The organism is Actinacidiphila cocklensis, assembly GCF_907177275.1.
Classification (GTDB): domain Bacteria; phylum Actinomycetota; class Actinomycetes; order Streptomycetales; family Streptomycetaceae; genus Actinacidiphila; species Actinacidiphila cocklensis.
Map to the genome: position 1 here is coordinate 44,439 of NZ_CAJSLV010000057.1, position 17,470 is coordinate 61,908.

The 17,470-nt window shown below is 69.7% G+C and carries 15 protein-coding genes; 12 read left to right on the plus strand and 3 right to left on the minus strand.

Annotation, left to right across the window (positions count from 1 at the left end; all coding sequences use genetic code 11):
- The first annotated feature begins 18 nt into the window (after positions 1-18).
- The 5 genes from glgX to NFU81_RS18380 all read left to right on the plus strand — a co-directional run bounded on the left by glgX (position 19) and on the right by NFU81_RS18380 (position 8,099).
- Positions 19-2,157: a glycogen debranching protein GlgX gene (glgX, locus tag NFU81_RS18360; RefSeq protein ID WP_251491205.1), complete on the plus strand. Its 2,139-nt coding sequence runs from the start codon at positions 19-21 to the stop codon at positions 2,155-2,157.
- Positions 2,154-4,307 carry an AGE family epimerase/isomerase gene (locus tag NFU81_RS18365; RefSeq protein WP_251491207.1) on the plus strand — a complete coding sequence of 718 codons (2,154 nt, stop codon included), beginning with the start codon at positions 2,154-2,156 and terminating at the stop codon, positions 4,305-4,307. The genes glgX and NFU81_RS18365 overlap by 4 nt, the downstream gene beginning before the upstream one ends.
- Before the next feature lie 79 nt (positions 4,308-4,386).
- Positions 4,387-5,946 carry a glucose-6-phosphate dehydrogenase gene (gene zwf, locus NFU81_RS18370; RefSeq protein ID WP_251491209.1) on the plus strand — a complete coding sequence of 520 codons (1,560 nt, stop codon included), beginning with the start codon at positions 4,387-4,389 and terminating at the stop codon, positions 5,944-5,946.
- Positions 5,943-6,869, plus strand: a complete 927-nt coding sequence (locus NFU81_RS18375) for an NAD(P)/FAD-dependent oxidoreductase (RefSeq protein ID WP_251491211.1) — start codon at positions 5,943-5,945, stop codon at positions 6,867-6,869. The genes zwf and NFU81_RS18375 overlap by 4 nt, the downstream gene beginning before the upstream one ends.
- A gap of 60 nt (positions 6,870-6,929) precedes the next feature.
- Positions 6,930-8,099: a low temperature requirement protein A gene (locus tag NFU81_RS18380; RefSeq protein WP_251491213.1), complete on the plus strand. Its 1,170-nt coding sequence runs from the start codon at positions 6,930-6,932 to the stop codon at positions 8,097-8,099.
- A 118-nt stretch (positions 8,100-8,217) separates the two neighbouring features.
- Here NFU81_RS18380 and NFU81_RS18385 read toward each other — a convergent pair whose 3' ends face one another.
- Together NFU81_RS18385 and NFU81_RS18390 are read right to left on the minus strand one after the other, a co-directional pair.
- Positions 8,218-9,162 carry an AMP-binding protein gene (locus NFU81_RS18385; protein ID WP_251491215.1) on the minus strand — a complete coding sequence of 315 codons (945 nt, stop codon included), beginning with the start codon at positions 9,160-9,162 and terminating at the stop codon, positions 8,218-8,220.
- A 44-nt stretch (positions 9,163-9,206) separates the two neighbouring features.
- Entirely contained in the window at positions 9,207-11,180 is a 1,974-nt protein-coding gene (locus NFU81_RS18390) for an MFS transporter (protein ID WP_251491217.1), read from the minus strand.
- Between the two features lie 233 nt (positions 11,181-11,413).
- Here NFU81_RS18390 and NFU81_RS18395 point away from each other — a divergent pair, with 233 nt between their 5' ends.
- From NFU81_RS18395 to NFU81_RS18420, 6 genes are all read left to right on the plus strand, one after another.
- Positions 11,414-11,860: a nuclear transport factor 2 family protein gene (locus NFU81_RS18395; protein ID WP_251491219.1), complete on the plus strand. Its 447-nt coding sequence runs from the start codon at positions 11,414-11,416 to the stop codon at positions 11,858-11,860.
- Positions 11,861-11,954: 94 nt separating this feature from the next.
- On the plus strand, positions 11,955-12,587 hold the full coding sequence (locus NFU81_RS18400; protein WP_251491221.1) for a nuclear transport factor 2 family protein: 633 nt from the start codon (positions 11,955-11,957) through the stop codon (positions 12,585-12,587).
- Positions 12,588-12,671: 84 nt separating this feature from the next.
- Complete coding sequence (locus tag NFU81_RS18405) at positions 12,672-13,094, plus strand: nuclear transport factor 2 family protein (RefSeq protein WP_251491223.1); 423 nt, start codon at positions 12,672-12,674, stop codon at positions 13,092-13,094.
- A gap of 96 nt (positions 13,095-13,190) precedes the next feature.
- Positions 13,191-13,565: a nuclear transport factor 2 family protein gene (locus tag NFU81_RS18410; RefSeq protein WP_251491225.1), complete on the plus strand. Its 375-nt coding sequence runs from the start codon at positions 13,191-13,193 to the stop codon at positions 13,563-13,565.
- Between the two features lie 15 nt (positions 13,566-13,580).
- Positions 13,581-15,155, plus strand: coding sequence for a GMC family oxidoreductase (locus NFU81_RS18415; RefSeq protein ID WP_251491226.1), 1,575 nt, complete (start codon positions 13,581-13,583; stop codon positions 15,153-15,155).
- The gene (locus NFU81_RS18420; RefSeq protein ID WP_251491228.1) at positions 15,152-15,574 is read left to right on the plus strand and encodes a VOC family protein; all 423 of its coding nucleotides are present in this window, start codon (positions 15,152-15,154) and stop codon (positions 15,572-15,574) included. Before NFU81_RS18415 ends, NFU81_RS18420 begins: the two co-directional genes overlap by 4 nt.
- 82 nt (positions 15,575-15,656) lie before the next feature.
- On the opposite strand, the gene NFU81_RS18425 is transcribed toward NFU81_RS18420, so the two are convergent.
- Complete coding sequence (locus NFU81_RS18425; protein ID WP_251491230.1) at positions 15,657-16,691, minus strand: aldo/keto reductase; 1,035 nt, start codon at positions 16,689-16,691, stop codon at positions 15,657-15,659.
- Between the two features lie 222 nt (positions 16,692-16,913).
- Here NFU81_RS18425 and NFU81_RS18430 point away from each other — a divergent pair, with 222 nt between their 5' ends.
- Positions 16,914-17,372, plus strand: coding sequence for a nuclear transport factor 2 family protein (locus tag NFU81_RS18430; RefSeq protein ID WP_251491233.1), 459 nt, complete (start codon positions 16,914-16,916; stop codon positions 17,370-17,372).
- The last annotated feature ends 98 nt before the right edge of the window (positions 17,373-17,470 follow it).

Genomic DNA, 17,470 nt, shown 5'->3' on the forward strand with positions numbered 1-17,470 from the left:
CAGAGAGATGACAACCACATGACGACGAGCGACTTCAACGCAACGGCCGCCGTAGGCGCAGACGGGGCAGTGACGCCCGGCCATCCCCAGCCGCTGGGCGCCACCGTGACCGAGGAGGGCGTGAACTTCTCGCTCTTCTCCGAGCTGGCCACCCGCGTGGACCTGCTGCTGTTCGACAGCCACGACGCGGCCCAGCCCAGCCGGGTGATCACGATGGACGCCGAACACCACCGCAGTTTCCACTTCTGGCACTGCCATGTGACAGGTGCCCGCCCGGGCCAGGTCTACGCCTACCGGGTGGACGGCCCGAACGACGCCCGGGAGGTGGGGACGCGGTTCAACCCGCGCAAGGTGCTGCTCGACCCGTACGCGCGCGCCAACATCAACTCGCTGTGGGAGCGGACCTCGGCCCTCGGGCCCGAGGACAACTGCGCCCACTCGATGCGCAGCATGGTGGTGGACACCGCGGCGTACGACTGGGAGGGCGACCAGCCGCTGCGCACCCCGCAGGCGGACACGATCATCTACGAGATGCACGTGGGCGGCCTCACGGCCTCGCCGACCTCGAAGGTGGCGTCCCCGGGAACCTTCTCCGGCGTCGTGGAGAAGATCCCGTACCTCAAGGACCTGGGGATCACCGCGGTGGAGCTGCTGCCGGTGTTCGACTTCGACGAGCGCCAGGTGCTGCGGATCGGCCCCGACGGGCTGCCGCTGCGCAACTACTGGGGCTACGACCCGTTCGGCTTCTTCGCGCCGCACACCGGCTACTGCTCGGACCCGCACAACTTCACGCACATCACCGAGTTCAGGGACATGGTCAAGGCCCTGCACAAGGCGGGGATCGAGGTCATCCTCGACGTGGTCTTCAACCACACCAGCGAGGGCAACGAGCACGGTCCGACGATCAGCTTCCGCGGCCAGGCCAACGAGGTCTTCTACCACCTGTGGCCGGGCGACCGGCGGCAGTACATGGACTTCACCGGCTGCGGCAACGCCGTCAACGCCAACCACCCCGCGGTGGCCAAGTTCATCATCGAGTGCCTGGAGTACTGGGTCACCGAGCACCACGTCGACGGCTTCCGCTTCGACCTGGCCTCGGAGCTGTCCCGGGGCGCCGAGGGCTACGAGATGGACGTGCCGCCGGTGCTGTGGGGGATCGAGCTGTCCAGCATCCTGGCCGAGACGAAGATCATCGCCGAGCCGTGGGACGGCGGCGGCCTCTACCAGGTCGGCCGCTTCCCCGGCCGGCGCTGGTCGCAGTGGAACGGACCCTTCAGGGACGAGATGCGGCGCTTCGTGCGCGGCGACCGCGGCCTGGTCGGCACGGTCGCCACCCGGATCGGCGGATCGCACGACCTGTTCCACCGCACCGGCGAACTGGCCACCAACAGCATCAACTTCATCACCTGCCATGACGGCTTCTCGCTGAACGACCTGGTGAGCTACAACCACCGGCACAACGAGGCCAACGGCGAGGCCAACACCGACGGCGCCGCGGAGAACCACAGCTGGAACTGCGGCGTCGAGGGACCCAGCGACGATCCGGTCGTCGAGGCGCTGCGGGTCCGGCAGATCAAGAACCTCACCGCGCTGCTGCTGCTCAGCCGCGGGGTGCCGATGGTGCTGGCCGGCGACGAGTTCCGCAACACCCAGTTCGGCAACAACAACGCCTACTGCCAGGACAGCCCGGTCTCGTGGCTGGACTGGGAGCAGGCCGCCGAGGAGACCGAGATCCACGGCTTCTTCAAGGCGATGATCGAGTTCCGCAAGGCGCACCCGGCGCTGCGCAACCCGCAGTTCTTCTCCGAGCGCCGCAACGAGCGCGGCCTTCCCGACGTGACCTGGCACGGAGTGGCCTTGGAACGCCCCGGGTGGGACGACAGCGAGGCGCGTGTCCTCTCCTACACCCTCGCGGGTTTCGGGGACGCGCGGGACCTGCACGTGATCCTCAACATGTACGACCAGGCACTGGACTTCGAGCTGCCCGAGGTGCCCGACCACCGGTGGGCGCGGGCGGTGGACACCGCCGGCGCCGGCGGTCAGGAGTACGCGCCGCCTGGCAGCGAGCCGTTGGTTCCCGAGTACACCTACCACGCGCAAGGCCGCAGCGTCGTCGTGCTGATCGCGCTGCCCGAACAGGAGGTCACCCCTCGATGAACGACCGCGACTCCCGGCGGACCTACTCCGACACCATCGCCGGATACATCACCCGGTACGAGCCCGCCAACGAGCGGTTCGGCCTGCGGACCTCGGACGGCAGGCTCTTCACCGTGCACCTGGGGGACTCGCTCAGCTCCCAGGTCGTGCGCAACCTCGGCGACCCGCCACGCGACACCAGCGGGCAGAGCCGCGACATGCTGACGGAGGGGCGCTACGTCTTCGTCTACGGCATCCACTACCAGTGGGAGGGCGGTGAGCGGATCGAGGCCCGCTCGCTGATCTTCCCCGAGGAGAGCCGCGGGCGGTACGTCTTCGAGCACCCCGACTGGTGGGTGCAGCAGGCCGGCGAGATCGCCGACTTCTACCTGCGCGGCCACTTCCCCGACGGCACCTACGACTGGCGCAACTTCCGCACCAAGCTGACCCTGCACGGCACCCACGTCGACGAGGCGGCCGGGCAGGACGTGCGCCAGGAGACCGACACCATCTCCCGGCTGGTCTACGGCCTGGCGACCGCGTACATGCTCACCGGGCAGGAGCGCTTCCTTGAGGCCGCCGAGTCCGGCACCGAGTACCTGCGCGAGCACATGCGGGTCGACGACCAGCGCGAGGGCATCGTGTACTGGTACCACGGCATCGACATCACCCCCTCGGGGCAGCGCAAGGTCTACGCCTCGGAGTTCGGCGACGACTTCGACGCGATCCCGATGTACGAGCAGATCTACGCGCTGGCCGGCCCGACCCAGACCTACCGCATCACCGGCGACCCGCGCATCCTGTCGGACATCGACCGCAGCGTCGCGCTCTTCCAGCGCTACTACCGCGACGACCGGCTGGGCGGCTTCTTCTCCCACCTGGACCCGATCACCTTCGACCCGCGGTCGGACTCGCTCGGCCGCAACAGGTCGCGGAAGAACTGGAACTCGGTCGGCGACCACGCCCCGGCGTACCTGATCAACGCCTATCTGGCCACCGGCCGCCAGGACTTCGCCGAACTGCTGGAGGAGACGGCCGACTCGATCACGGCGCACTTCCCCGACGAGCCCAACAGCCCCTTCGTGCAGGAGCGCTTCCACGAGGACTGGGCTCCCGACCGGACCTGGGGCTGGCAGCAGGACCGGGCCGTGGTGGGCCACAACCTGAAGATCGCCTGGAACCTCACGCGGATCAACAGCCTGGTCAACAAGCCCGAGTACGCCCGGCTCGCCTCCCGGATCGCGGAGATCATGCCGGCGGTCGGCGGCGACCAGAACCGCGGCGGCTGGTACGACGTCGTCGAGCGGCGGCCCGACCCCGAGACCGGCGGCCACCGCCTGGTCTGGCACGACCGCAAGGCGTGGTGGCAGCAGGAGCAGGGCATCCTCGCCTACCTGATCCTCGCCGGCGTCACCCGCGACCCCGAGCACCGACGGCTGGCGCGGGAGTCCGCGGCCTTCTACAACGCCTTCTTCCTGGACCACGACGACGGCGCCGTCTACTTCAACGTGCTCGCCAACGGCATCCCGTACCTGGTCGGCACCGAGCGGCTCAAGGGCAGCCACGCGATGGCGGGCTACCACTCGCTCGAACTGTGCTACCTGGCAGCGACGTACACCACGCTGCTGGTCAACTCCTCGCCGCTGACGCTGCACTTCAAGCCGCAGCCGGGCGCCTTCGCCGACCGCGTCCTGCGGGTCGCCCCCGACCTGCTGCCCGCGGGCTCGGTGGAGATCGCGCGGGTGTGGATCGACGACGTGCCGCACGAGGACTTCGACGCCAAGGAGCTGACGGTCACGCTGCCCGACAGCGACCAGGCGCTGCGGGTGCGGGTCGAACTGGAGCCCGCGGCAATGCCGCTGCGGATCTCCACCAGCAACGAGGACACCACCCTCAGCGTCCGGGTCGAGGGCGTCATCGACGACGAGAACCTCGACAAGTTCCGCAGGAGCCTGGCGACGGCGCTCAACTCGGCCCCGCGCCGGGTCGAGTTCGACCTGTGCAAGGTCACCGACATCTGCCAGCCGGCCATCAACGAGCTGCTCTTCCAGCGGGCGAAGGCCGGCCTGGACGTCGACTTCGTGATCGTCGGAAACTCGCTGCCCGAGGTGACGGCGGCGCTGGTCGCCACCGACGCCTTCCTGCTCGACAACACCCACACCTGCCGCTGACCAGCGCCCTCCCGCACCACCGCCTGACCTGACCGCGCCCGGACGACCCCGGCAACCGCGTTGCACGGAAGGGAATCCCATGACCGACGCTCTCCACCCCACGGCACCGCGCGACGGGTCCTCGACCGACCCGTCGGGCGCCACCGCCGACCGCCGCGAGCGAGAAGTCGCGGGGTCGTCCGGCCTGGTCATCTTCGGTGTCACCGGTGACCTGTCCCGCAAGAAACTGCTGCCGGCCGTCTACGACCTGGCCAACCGGGGCCTGCTCCCCGCCGACTTCGCACTGGTCGGCTTCGGCCGCCGCGACTGGAAGGACGAGGACTTCGCGCAGGTCGTCCACGACGCCGTCAAGGAGCACGCACGCACCCCGGTGCGCGACGAGGTGTGGCAGCGGCTCGCCGAGAACTGCCGTTTCGTGCAGGGCGACTTCGACGACGACGACGCCTTCGCGCAGCTCCGCAAGACGATCGAGGCACTCGGCAGGAAGCAGGGCACGGGCGGCGACTTCGCCTTCTACCTGTCGGTGCCGCCCCGGTCCTTCCCGCAGGTGCTGCGGCAGCTGCAGGCGCACTCGCTGGCCGACCCGCCGCCCGGATCGTGGCGGCGGGCGGTCATCGAGAAGCCGTTCGGCCACGACCTGGCCAGCGCGCAGGACCTCAACCGGATCGTGCACGACGTCTTCCCGCCGGGCGAGGTCTTCAGGATCGACCACTACCTGGGCAAGGAGACGGTCCAGAACATCCTGGCGCTGCGCTTCGCCAACACCATGTTCGAACCGCTCTGGAACCGCTCGTACGTCGACCACGTGCAGATCACGATGGCCGAGGACATCGGCATCGGCGGCCGGGCCGGCTACTACGACGGCATCGGCGCGGCCCGCGACGTGATCCAGAACCACCTGCTGCAACTGCTGGCGCTGACCGCGATGGAGGAGCCCGACTCCTTCCGCCCCGAGGCGCTCAGCGCCGAGAAGCTCAAGGTGCTCTCGGCCGTGCGACTCCCCGATGACCTCGCTAGGCACACGGTACGCGGGCAGTACGCCCACGCCTGGCAGCGCGGCGAGGAGGTGCCCGGCTACCTGGAGGAGGACGGCATCGACCCCGCCTCCAGGACCGACACCTACGCGGCGGTCAAGCTGGAGATCAACAACCGCCGCTGGGCCGGGGTGCCGTTCTACCTGCGCACCGGCAAGCGCCTCGGGCGCCGGGTCACCGAGATCGCGGTGGTCTTCAAGCCCGCGCCCTTCCTGCCGTTCGAATCCGGGGCGACCAGCGAACTGGGGCAGAACGCCCTGGTCGTGCGGGTGCAGCCGGACGAGGGCGTCACCGTGCGGTTCGGCTCCAAGGTGCCGGGGAACTCGCTCGAAGTCCGCGACGTCACCATGGACTTCGACTACCGCGACTCCTTCGCCGAGGCCAGCCCCGAGGCGTACGAGCGGCTGATCCTCGACGTGCTGCTCGGCGACGCGAACCTCTTCCCGAAGCATCAGGAGGTCGAGCAGTCCTGGCGGATCCTCGACCCGGTCGAGCGCTTCTGGGACAGCCACGGCAACCCCGCTCAGTATCCGGCCGGCTCCTGGGGGCCGGCCGAGGCGGACGAGATGCTCGCACGGGACGGCAGGAGCTGGCGGCGGCCATGACGAAACCCCACGAAGCAGACGCGGCCGTGATCGGCGGCGGCCCCGCGGGCCTGTCCGCGGCGATCTGCCTGGCCCGCTACAACCGCCGGGTGCTGCTGTTCGACACCGGACGCGGCCGCTCGACCCACCACCAGGTCAACCGCAACTACCTGGGCTTCCCCGGCGGTATCGCCACGGTCGACCTCAGGGCCGTCGGCCTGAAGCAGCTCGCCGACTACCCCGAGGCCTCCGTCGTCCACCACACCGTGACCCACCTGGAGGGCGACGCCGACACGGGCTTCACGGTGCACGGCCAGGGCGACGCCTGGCGGGCCAGGACCGTGGTCATCGCCACCGGCACCCTGGACCACTTCCCGCACTTCGAGGGCTGGGAGCCCTACGTCGGCAGGTCGATGTTCTGGTGCATCGCCTGCGACGGCTACGAGAACCGCGGCAAGCGCATCCTGGTGGTCGGCCACACCGACGCCGCGGCCGGCGAGGCGCTGCAGATGCGCAGCCTCAGCCCCCGGGTGCAGTTGCTGACCAACAGCCACCACGAGGAGTTCAGCCCGCTCTACCGCGAGCGCCTGGCGGTGGCGCGCATCCCGCTGCTGCACGACCAGTTGCTGCACGCCGAGGGGGAGGACGGGCAGCTGCACGCGGTGACCACCCGCGGCGGGCGGCGGATCGAGCTGGACTCGCTGTTCAGCATCCAGGGCGCCACCCCCGAGACCAGGCTCGCCGTACAGCTCGACGTGGCGCTGGCCTCCACCGGATACATCGCCGTCGACGTGGAGCAGAAGACCAGCGTCCCCGGGGTCTACGCGGCAGGCGACGTCACGTCGCTGCACTCGCACCAGGTGAGCGCCGCGGTCCACGAGGGCTCGCAGGCAGCGTCGGCCGCCAACTACTTCCTCTATCCGGAAAGCCTCAAAGCCGGCTGAGCGCCGCGCGCGCCGGCTCGGTCGGACAGCCCGACGCACCGGGCATTCAGGAGGGACGACATGTCAGGCGGAACGAACGAACGGCTGGCGCGAAGACCCCACCCGAACCACCGGCTCCGGGCGCTGCACGCCTCGGTGCCCGTCGTGGGAAAGCGGGTCAGCTGGGTCGAGCTGTTCTACGACCTGGTGCTGGTCTTCGCGATCACCAAGGTGACCCACGAACTCGCCGACGACGTCACATGGTTCGGACTGCTGGACGCCTGGGTGGTCTTCACACCCTTCTGGTGGTCCTGGGTCGGCGCCGGCATCCTGTCCAACCTCACCGACCTCGACCATCCCAAGCGCCGGCTGCGGCTGTTCGGGATGATCCTGATCACCTCGATGATGACGATCGCCGTGCCCATGGCGCTGGACGGCGACGGCCTGCTGTTCGCCGTGCTGTACCTGCTGCTGCGGCTGCTGCTGCTGTGGTGGGCGATCGACGGCTTCGGCGCCATGCGCCTCAACCCGTTCTCCATCTCCGCGCTGTTCACCGCACCGATGCTGGTGGCCACCTCGCTGATGTCCACACCGCACCAGCGGATCGCGTGGACGGCGCTGATGACCGTGGAGCTGTCCACGACCTGGCTGCTGCGCAAGCGCCTCAGCCACATCAAGGTGGACGTCGCGCACCTGCCCGAGCGCTTCGGGCTGGTCGTCATCCTGGCGCTCGGCATGGCGCTCGCGGACTCCGCGGAGAGCATCCCCAACCGGTTCACCACCTGGCACGCGGCGGCGCTGGTGAGCTGTTTCCTGCTGGTGGCCGGCATGTGGTGGATCTACTTCGACTTCACCCACGGCGCCATCTCGCACCGGCTGAGAACCGAGCACGACCACAGCCGGGTGGTGCGCGAGCTGCTCGCGTACGGCCACTACGCGCTCTTCGCCTGCATCTGCGCGGTCGCGGTGGGCATCCGGCTGATCCTCGCCGACCCGCGCAGCCGGGCCGAGCCGCCCAGCGCGGTGCTGCTGTGCGCGGGAACGGGCCTGTACATGGGCGCGTTCGTCTGGTCCCGCTGGGGGCTGCCGCGCTCGCTGTCGTGGATACGCTTCGCCGGCGCGGCAGCCATCGTGCCGACCGGTCTCGTCCTGCGCAACTGCTCGGGCCTGGTGCTGATGACGGCACTGGCGCTGCTGGTCTGCGCGGCCGCGGCCGTCGAGTTCGTGCTGCTGCGAGCCGCGGAGGGCTGAGCGTACGAAGGCCGGCCCCGCAGGATCGCGGGGCCGGCCTTCGTGGTTCGGCTGCCGCCCGGGGGCGGCTCAGGGACGTGCAGGGGGCGGGTCGGTGACGACCCGCCCCCTTCGTCGCTCACGCCTCAGGTAAGGCCACCAGTGCGGCGAGGTAGCTGACGGTGGCGGTGCCCAGCGCCGCTGTCCGCCCGGTGGAGTCCTCCGGCGCGGGGCCGCAGCACACCACCCGGCGCAGCGAGGACAGGTCGGCCCCTGCCGTCGGCGCGGCGGCGGCGAGCTCCGCCAGCGTCGAGGGGGCCAGCAGCGCCGTCTCGATGCCGTGCTGCTCGATGGCCTCCAGCAGCGGCTCGGGGTCGGAGCCGTCCGGGACGAACGTGGTGGCGCCGCTGGCGATGCTGTGGTGCATCAGCAGTTCGCTCTCGCCGGTCTCGGCCCACGGCGCCTCGGCCAGCACCCGCTCGCCCACCGCGAGCGGCAGGCTGTCGTCCAGCGCGTCCAGCGCCCGCGCGACCTCGGCGTGGGTGAGGCGTACGGCCTGCACGCCGCCGCCCTGGCTCACCCGGCGGGTGATCAGCGCGGTGTCGGTGGCCGCGTCGACGGTCACGTCGGGGGCGGCGAAGGTGGAGCCGAACAGGTCCACCAGCGACCGGCGGCTCTCGGACGGGTGGAGCAGGAAGATCTCCCTGAGCGGCGACAGGCCCGCCCCGAGGTTGCGCTCGGCCGCGGCCGCGATCGGGAGCAGCCCTTCCGACGTCACCAGCAGGCGCACGTTGTTGCGGGCCAGGTGGGCGACGAGTTCCGCGACGGTGGCCTGCGCGCTGACCGGGGCCAGCACCGCGCCGATACGGCTGACCGCGTAGAACACCGGTGCGTAGGCCGGGTGGTTGGGGGTGAACAGGCAGACGGTGTCGCCCTTGGCGACGCCTGCCTCCGCGAAGCCGACGGCGAGCTGGTCGACGGCCATCTGCAGCTCCGCGTAGGGGACTTCGCGGCCGGTGGCGCCGTCGATCATGGCGACCACCTCGGCCCGTTCCGCGGTCTGGGCGAGGACGGCCTCCGGCACCGTTGCGAGGGTGCCTGGCCGGTCGGAGGATGAGTGGTGGATTGTCACAGTCGGTCTCCCATGTGAGGGGCGGAGGCAGGCTCCAGCAGGTCTCCCAGCTGGCGCAGGAACTCCTCCCAGCGTTCCTCGAACCGCGGGTCCCGCGGACTGAGGCCGGTCGTCATACGGGTGATCTGGGGAAGCAGACGGGGGTAGTTGGCCAGGGCGAAACTCAGCAGCCCCAGCAGGTCGGCGTCGAGCCGGTCGGGCAGTGAACCGCGCCGCTGGCGCTCGCGGATCTCCGCGATCCGGGCGTCGAGCACCCCGGCGCGGTCGCTCTCGTGCGGAACCCTGCGATCGCCGTACGCCAGCGCCTCGCGGGCCAGGTAGCTGATCCAGGGCGCGTCCTGGTGCGCGACGCGGAAGTTGTGGACCCAGTAGGACCCCAGGCCCTCGGGCGCCTCCTGGTCCTGGTGCAGGCGCTCCTCGGTGACCTTGCCCAGGACGTCCTGGAACTGCCGGTCGCCGACCCGGCCGCCGGTCATCAGGAAGAGCGAGTACGCGACTCCGGTCGTGTGGCCGGAGACCGGACCCAGCAGGGCGTTGCCGGCGCGGGCGCCCTCGTTGCGCGGCAGCCGGGTGACCATGAAGGCCGCCCCCAGCACCGCCAGGGCGGCCAGCGGGAGGACCCGGGAGAAGGCGGATGCGTAGTCGTGCGGGGTGCCGCCGGGGCCCAGGACCGAGAAGAAGACCAGGCTCTGCACCGCGACGCCGGTGGCGTTGCCGACCTGCAGGGTGGTGGTGACCACGCCGGCCCCCGCCCCCGCCTGCGCGGGCGACAGGGTGGAGATGATCGTGCCGATCAGCGGTGTCATCCCCAGGCCCTGCCCGAGCCCCGCCACCAGCAGCGGCGGCGCCAGCTCCCACCCGGACAGCCCGGTGTCGGCCGCGGCCGCCGTCGCGGCCGTGGCCAGCAGCCCGAGCGCGGCCACCGAGTAGCCCAGCGTCAGCACATGCCGTCCCAGCAGCGGCGTCAGCCGCGCCGCGAGCAGCGAACTGGCCAGGAAGCCGATCGCGTCGGGGGTGTAGACCATCGCCGCGTGCAGCGGGGTGAAGTGCAGCCCGGTCTGCAGGTAGATCGCCAGCAGGATCATGAATCCGACGTAGGAGAAGCTGAACATCGCCGCGATCGGGACACCGCGGGCGAAGCCCCGGTTGCGGAACAGCTCGGCGCGGATCAGCGGGGTGCGGCCGCGGTCGGCCACCCGCCGCTCGTGCCGCAGCAGCCAGAAGCCGGCCGGCACGACCGCGGCCAGGCTGACCAGCATCCACACCGGCCAGCCCTCGGTACGTCCGGTCAGCAGCGGGACGGTGAACATCGCCAGGGTGATCGCGGACAGCGCGGAACCGCCCCAGTCCAGGTGGGAGCTGTCCTCCTGCGGGGTGTCGGCCGGCAGCACCAGCCAGGTCGCGATGATGGTCAGCACCCCGATCGGCACGTTCACCAGGAAGGTCGGCCGCCAGCCCAGGTCGAGCGGATTCCAGGCCAGCAGCAGGCCGCCGATGATCTGCCCGGCGATGGCGCCCACGCCGACGACACCGCCGAACACCCCCAGCGCGCGCCCGCGTTCCTTGCCGGGGAAGGCGATCTGGATGATGGCCAGGACCTGCGGGTAGAGCATCGCCGCGCCGAGCCCCTGCAGGGCGCGGGCGCCGATCAGCACATGGACGTCGGGGGCGGCGCCGCACAGCGCGGAGGCGCCGGTGAACACGCTCAGACCGATGAGGAACATCCGTCTGCGCCCCAGCAGGTCGCCGAGCCGCCCGCCGGTCACCAGGAAGCTCGCGTAGAGCAGCGTGTAGGCGGTGACGACCAGCTCGACGGCGCCGAAGCCGGCGTGCAGGTCCTCCTGTACGGACGGCATCGCGACGTTGACGATGGCCACGTCCAGGATGGCCATGAAGGCCCCCGCCATCACGACGCACAGGCTGATCCAACTGCGCCTGGTACCTCCGGCCTGCGAAGACTCATCGCTCATAACGAGAACTCCCTTGTCCGGACACAGTCCCGCGGCAGGTGATTTTCCGCGGGGTTCGCCCGAGTCTCGGCTGTGCGGGGGAGCAGCGTCCCGAACTTTCCGCAGTGTGCGTCAGGCAACCGCAAGTCGTCGCTTGGGGCCTGTCGGCCCCGCTTCACTGATGCCGATGGCGGTCAGCGGCCTGTCCGTATCCGCCGCCGTCCCCCATCCCCGCAGTGCCGAGAGGAGATGCCGTGCCGCGCGACGAAGAGCAGGAAAAGCGCAATGTGGCGCTCGTCGAGAGAATGTACGAACTCTTCAACCAGGGCGACCTCGCCGCCCTCAAGGAGGAGGTCTTCGCACCCGATCTGGTCTGGACGCTGCCGGGTCGCAACCCGGTCGGCGGAGTCAAGAACGGCCCCGACGAGGTCATCGCGTTCTTCGGCGGCCTGGTGGCCTCCGGGATCAAGGTCGACCTGGTCAGCATCGACGCCTGGGGCGAGAACACGGTCGTCGAGGTGCACCGAGGGCACGGCGAGTCCCGCGGGGCGCGCCTGGACGCACTCAACTGCACGCACTACCGCATCCGCGACGGCCGGATCGCCGTGGTCCAGGTCTACCTGAGCGATCAGTACGCGGCGGACAACTTCTTCTGGGCCGCCTACGACCTGGCGCCGATCCCGGACCGCTGGGCCAAGTGACCGCCCGCCGGCTCACCGCTCCGGCGGCCGGGGGTCAGAAGAGGGCAACGCGCAACGCACCGCAATCCACTGGCTACTGAGGAAGGCGACAACCATGCCTGTCATCCGTACGACCATCCTTGAGGGTTTCGCCACGGCGGAACAGCGTTCCGAGATCACCACCCGGCTGGCCGACACCCTCGTCGACATCTTCGGCGACGTCACCCGGCCGTACATCTTCTCCATCGTCGACGAGATCAAGCCCGGCGCGTGGTCCATCGCCGGCTCCGTCGCCAACGAGGAGATGATCGCGGGCGGCCGGCAGATCTCGCAGGAGTCGCTGGCCAAGAAGCTCACCGTCTCCCGGGTGGGCGCCGCCTACGACGCCCTCGCGACCGGCGACCGGGCGAAGATCGAGGAGTACTGGGACGCCGACATCACCTGGCTGGTCCCCGGTGAGACCTCGATCTCGGGTACCAAGACCGGTCTGGACGACTTCCTGAACTTCATGAAGGAGGTCGGGGCGCTGTCCGGCAACTCCTTCAACATGGAGCGCACCGGTGTCTTCATCAGCGGCGACCAGAGCGTCGACCTGAGCCTCAACACCGCCACCCGCGCGGGTGACGCGAGCCGTGCCCTGTCGATCGACGTGGCCCACGTGCTGCGCTGGCGCGAGGGCAAGATCATCGAGGGCCGCGGCGCCATCTTCGGCACCGGCACCACCGAGTACAACCAGTTCTTCGCGTGATCCCGTGGCCGGGCCCGGCCCTGGTGGCCGGGTCCGGGTCCGGCCGCGGTCCCAGGACGGCAGGAACCCAGAGGGGAGACAGCAGTGTCGAACACGGATCTGGTCCTCAAGATGTACGAGTACTTCAACTCCGGTCAGCTCGACCGCATCCAGCAGGAGATCTTCCACCCGGACATCGCCTGGCGCATGCCCGGACACCACCCGCTCTCGGGTGAGATGAAGGGCGCTCCGCAGGTCATGGCGTTCTTCGGCGAGCTGTTCAAGGCCGGCATCGTCGTCGACAACGTGCACTTCGGCGAGCTGGACGACGGCACCGTGGTCGAGAAGCACATGGGGCACGCCTCGGCGAGCGGCCAGGAGTACCTCTTCCCCACCTCGACGACCTACAGCATCAGGGACGGCCGGATCGCCGACGTCCAGGTGCACACCGCGGACCAGCACAGCGTGGACCGCTTCATGTGGTCGGTCTTCGCGCTGAAGGCGATCGACGAGCGCCTGGCGGCCTGACCGCGCGCTGCTCCGGCTCCCGCGGGAGCCGGAGCGGCCTCGCGCGGGCCGCCCCATCCGGTACCACCGGCGGAGCTTCACGAGAAGGAGGCAGCAGTGGATATCAAAGACGTGGTGACGCGCTACTACGAACTGGCGAACCGGGGCGACTGGGACGCCTGGACCGACCTGTTCGCCGCTGACCAGGTGATGGACGAGCAACTGGCGGGCCATGTCGAGGGGCGCGAGACGCTCCGCGAGATGATGCGGGGCTTCCCCGCTCTCTACGCCTCCTTCCAGAACGTCCCGCGGCACATCGTGATCGAGGACGACAACGCGGCCGTCGTCTCGCACATCTCGGCGGTCGCCCACTCGGGCGCCCCCGTCGAGGCGGACGTCGTCAACTACTTCCAGGTGGTCGACGGGCTCATCGTCTACATGGCCAACTACCACGACACGGTGCCCTTCCGCCCTGTCTTCGCGTCTTCATAGGCCACGGGAGCGGTTGTGGAAGAGTTCGACTACATCATCGTGGGGGCCGGGACAGCCGGCTCGGTGCTCGCCCACCGCCTCAGCGCGGACCCGGACAAGAAGGTCCTGGTCCTGGAGGCCGGCGGGAACCGCATACCGACCAATGTCGACATCGCACCCCTGTGGTTCACCCTGCTCGGCTCCCCGGTGGACTGGGGCTACCAGAGCACCCCGCAGCGCGGTCTGGGCGGCCGGTCGACGTACGAGCCGCGCGGCAAGATCCCCGGCGGCTCCAGCAACCTCTACATCATGATGCACGTGCGCGGCCACGCCTCGGACTTCGACGCCTGGGCCTACCAGGGCGCGGCCGGCTGGTCGTACCGGGATCTGCTGCCGTACTTCCAGCGGATGGAGGACCAGGAGGACGCCACCGGGCCCGACACCGGGACGGGCGGCCCCCAGGTGGTCACCAACGCCGGTGCGCACGACCCGAACCCGCTGTCCGCCACCTTCATCGAGGCGTGCGCCGACCTCGGGTACCCGCGGACCGCGGACTTCAACGGCCCGCAGATGATCGGCGCCGGCTGGCACCACCTCAACGTCAAGGACGGCAGGCGCGTGGGCGCCCTGGCCTCCTACCTCGAACCCGCCCTGAACCGGCCCAACCTGACGGTGCGTACGGGTGCGCAGGCGACGTCGCTGGTGATCACGGACGGGCGCTGCACCGGGGTGACCTACCGGCAGCAGGACCTCCCCGACGTCGGCGAGGCACGGGAGCTGGCGGGAGCGGCACCGGGGGAGCCCGGTGAGCACACCGTCCACGCCCGGGCCGAGGTGCTGGTGTGCGCGGGGGCCATCGAGTCGCCCAAGCTGCTGATGCTCTCCGGCATCGGCGCCCCCGACCAGCTGCGACCGCTGGGCATCGACGTCACCGCGGCCCTGCCGGGTGTCGGCGGGAACTTCCACAACCACGTCCTGGTGGGCCTGATCGCCGAGACGGTGGAACCGGTGCAGCAGGGCCGGCAGAACCTGTCGGAGTCGGCGCTGTTCACCACCTCGCAGCCCGGCCTGATCGCGCCCGACCTGCAACTGGCCTTCGTCCACGTGCCCTTCGACGTGATCGTGGGCCAGCAGCACCCCAACGCGGTGAGCATCCTGCCCGGTGTGGTGCGGCCCAACTCGCGCGGCTCGGTGACGCTGGCCAGCGCCGATCCGCTCGCCAAGCCGCTGGTGGACCCGAACTACCTCAGCGACCGGTCCGACGTCGAGCGGCTGATCCAGGCCGTCAGGATCAGCCGGGACATCTTCGCGGCGCCGGCCTTCAAGGGCCTGCTCAAGGGCGAGCTGATGCCGGGCGCCGACGTGCGGACCGACCGCCAGCTGGAGCGGTTCGTCCGCGAACGCGCCGACAGCTACCACCACCAGGCGGGCTCGTGCCGGATGGGCATCGACGACCTGGCCGTGGTCGACCCGCAGCTGCGGGTGCACGGTGTCGCCGGGCTCCGGGTCGTCGACGCCAGCGTGATGCCGTCGGTGCCGTCGGGCAACTGCAACACCGCCATCGCCGCGATCGCCGAGCGCGCCGCGGACCTGATCAAGGGGGACTCATGACTCTCGTCTGGTCTCACGTGGCGCTGAACTGCCACGACCAGCGCACCACCGAGCGCTTCTACGGCGAGTTCTTCGGCTTCACCCGCGCCCGTACCGTGTCGCTGGGTGAGGAGGAGATCATCTTCCTGCGCAAGGGCGACGTCTACCTGGAGCTCTTCCACTCCACGCAGGCGCCGCTGGCCAAGGCCGAGGGCGACGGACCGGCCCACCAGGGGACCGCGCGGCATCTGGCCTTCCAGACCGACGACCTGGACGCCTTCCTCGACCGGATCGGCGACCAGGTGCCGGTGAGCCTGGGTCCGCTGCACTTCGACGACTTCATCCCGGGCTGGCGCAGCGTCTGGCTGACCGACCCGGACGGCGTCGTCGTCGAGGTCAGCCAGGGCTACCGCGACGAGGAGACCCCGGTCTCCTCCTGAAAACCCGCGCGCCCGGCCCGTACCGGGGTGGTGGAAGGGCCTCTCCACCACCCCACGGGCCGGGCGCGCGTCCGTGCCGCCGTCAGACTCCGCGCGGTCCGCGGGCGACGGTGTGCTGGTTGGCCTGGCCCATCACCCACGCGGACGTGTCTCTGATGAAGTCGCCGGGGAAGCCGAGCTTGAACTCGGTGGCCTCCTCAAGGCGCTTGACCAGCTCGTCCGGGATCACCGTGTCCAGGGCGCCGAGGTTCTCCTTGAGCTGCTCGACCCGGCGCGCACCGATGATCGGGTGCACGGCGGGGGACTTCAGCATCGTCCAGGCGATCGCCACCTGGGCCGGCGTCTTCCCCAGCTCGTCGGCCACCTTCTGGACGACCGAGGCGACCGCGTGGTCGTGGGCGGAGATCGAGTTCGCCGCCATGCGGGTGGGAACACCCGCCCCCACGTTGCCGCTGGTGTACTTGCCGGAGAGCACACCGTTGCTCAGCGGGCTCCAGGCCGCCACCGACAGGCCCAATGCCTCTGCCGCCGGGAGCAGTTCGCGCTCGATGTCCCGGTTCAGCAGGGAGTAGGGGACCTGGAGGGCCGAGAACTGGGTCCAACCACGCCACTCGGCAAGCGTGTTGGCGCGGGCCAGCACCCACGCCGGCACGTCGGAGACGCCGACGTACAGCACCTTCCCCGAGCGCACCGCGTCGTCGAGCGCCCGCATGGTCTCCTCGATCGGGGTCTGCTTGTCCCAGATGTGCACCCAGTACACGTCGAGGTAGTCCGTGCGCAGCCGGCGCAGGCTCGTCTCAAGGGACAGCGTCAGGTTCTTGCGGTGGTTGCCCGCCGCGTTGGGGTCGCTGCCGTCCCGTGACACCGTGTATTTGGTGGAAAGCACGAACTGGTCCCGGCGGCCTTCGAGAAGTTCGCCGAGAATTGTCTCGCTTGCCCCACCCCGGTAATTGATAGCGGTGTCGATGAAGTTGCCGCCCGCCTCGGCGAACGCGTTGAGCACCCTGCCGCTCTCTTCGGGCGAGGCACCCACGCCACCCTGCTCACCGAACGTCATAGCGCCCAGGAATAGCTCCGACACACGGAGACCGGTCTGACCCAGCAGGCGAAATCGCATGGAATATCCTCCTCGTGACTTTTCGTCGTACGATATGCGGATTGCCGCGAGCCGATAGGGCCGCATCGTCTCAGCGAGCGGACTACGTCAAGTCGGCGCCGGGGGAGGCGGGATGATTGACCTGCCGCAGTCCGTCCAGTGCTGAGCCATGTCGTTGTCCTGCCGCGCGCGGGCACTTCAGTCTGGCCACTGTACCGACGGAATCGACTGTGGAGGTTCGTCATGAGTGAAACCGTTGTGCCGCCTGTGTCTGCGGGTGAGCAGGCTGTACGTGACCTGGTGAAGACCTGGTACGAGGCACTCGACCGGCACGACCCGGTCGAGCAGGTGCTGCCGTACCTGGTCGACGAGGGGCTGGAGATGAAGTTCCCGGAGGCGACGCTGCGCAGCATCGAGGAGTTCAAGGGCTGGTACGAGGCTGTCACCCACCGGTTCTTCGACGAGATACACGAGTTGGTCAGCGTCGAGCTGACGCCCCTTGCCGACGGCTCGGGCGACGAGGTCAAGGTCGTCGTCAACTGGCAGGCCCACATCTGGGACCAGCCCGAGCCGCACAGCAAGTGGCTGGGCTTCGACGCCTACCAGACCTGGGTGGTCGTCAGCGATGAGCAGGGCAAACCGCGGGTGAAGACCTATAGCGTGGATCGGTTGGCGCCCATGGCGGGGTCTGCCGCCCTCTGAGGCGCCCCGGCAGGTCTGGTGGGCGGGATTCCCCCTGGGGGTCCCGCCCACCGGCAAATAGCAGTGGACTGAGTTAACTCGGGAATTGACAAATATTT

Bases quoted from the DNA above. Each gene is read 5' to 3' on its own strand.
- zwf (WP_251491209.1), top strand. From the start codon at position 4,387: ATGACCGACGCTCTCCACCCCACGGCACCGCGCGACGGGTCCTCGACC.
- NFU81_RS18425 (WP_251491230.1), bottom strand. From the start codon at position 16,691: ATGCGATTTCGCCTGCTGGGTCAGACCGGTCTCCGTGTGTCGGAGCTA.
- glgX (WP_251491205.1), top strand. From the start codon at position 19: ATGACGACGAGCGACTTCAACGCAACGGCCGCCGTAGGCGCAGACGGG.
- NFU81_RS18365 (WP_251491207.1), top strand. From the start codon at position 2,154: ATGAACGACCGCGACTCCCGGCGGACCTACTCCGACACCATCGCCGGA.
- NFU81_RS18380 (WP_251491213.1), top strand. From the start codon at position 6,930: ATGTCAGGCGGAACGAACGAACGGCTGGCGCGAAGACCCCACCCGAAC.
- NFU81_RS18430 (WP_251491233.1), top strand. From the start codon at position 16,914: ATGAGTGAAACCGTTGTGCCGCCTGTGTCTGCGGGTGAGCAGGCTGTA.
- NFU81_RS18375 (WP_251491211.1), top strand. From the start codon at position 5,943: ATGACGAAACCCCACGAAGCAGACGCGGCCGTGATCGGCGGCGGCCCC.
- NFU81_RS18420 (WP_251491228.1), top strand. From the start codon at position 15,152: ATGACTCTCGTCTGGTCTCACGTGGCGCTGAACTGCCACGACCAGCGC.
- NFU81_RS18400 (WP_251491221.1), top strand. From the start codon at position 11,955: ATGCCTGTCATCCGTACGACCATCCTTGAGGGTTTCGCCACGGCGGAA.
- NFU81_RS18390 (WP_251491217.1), bottom strand. From the start codon at position 11,180: ATGAGCGATGAGTCTTCGCAGGCCGGAGGTACCAGGCGCAGTTGGATC.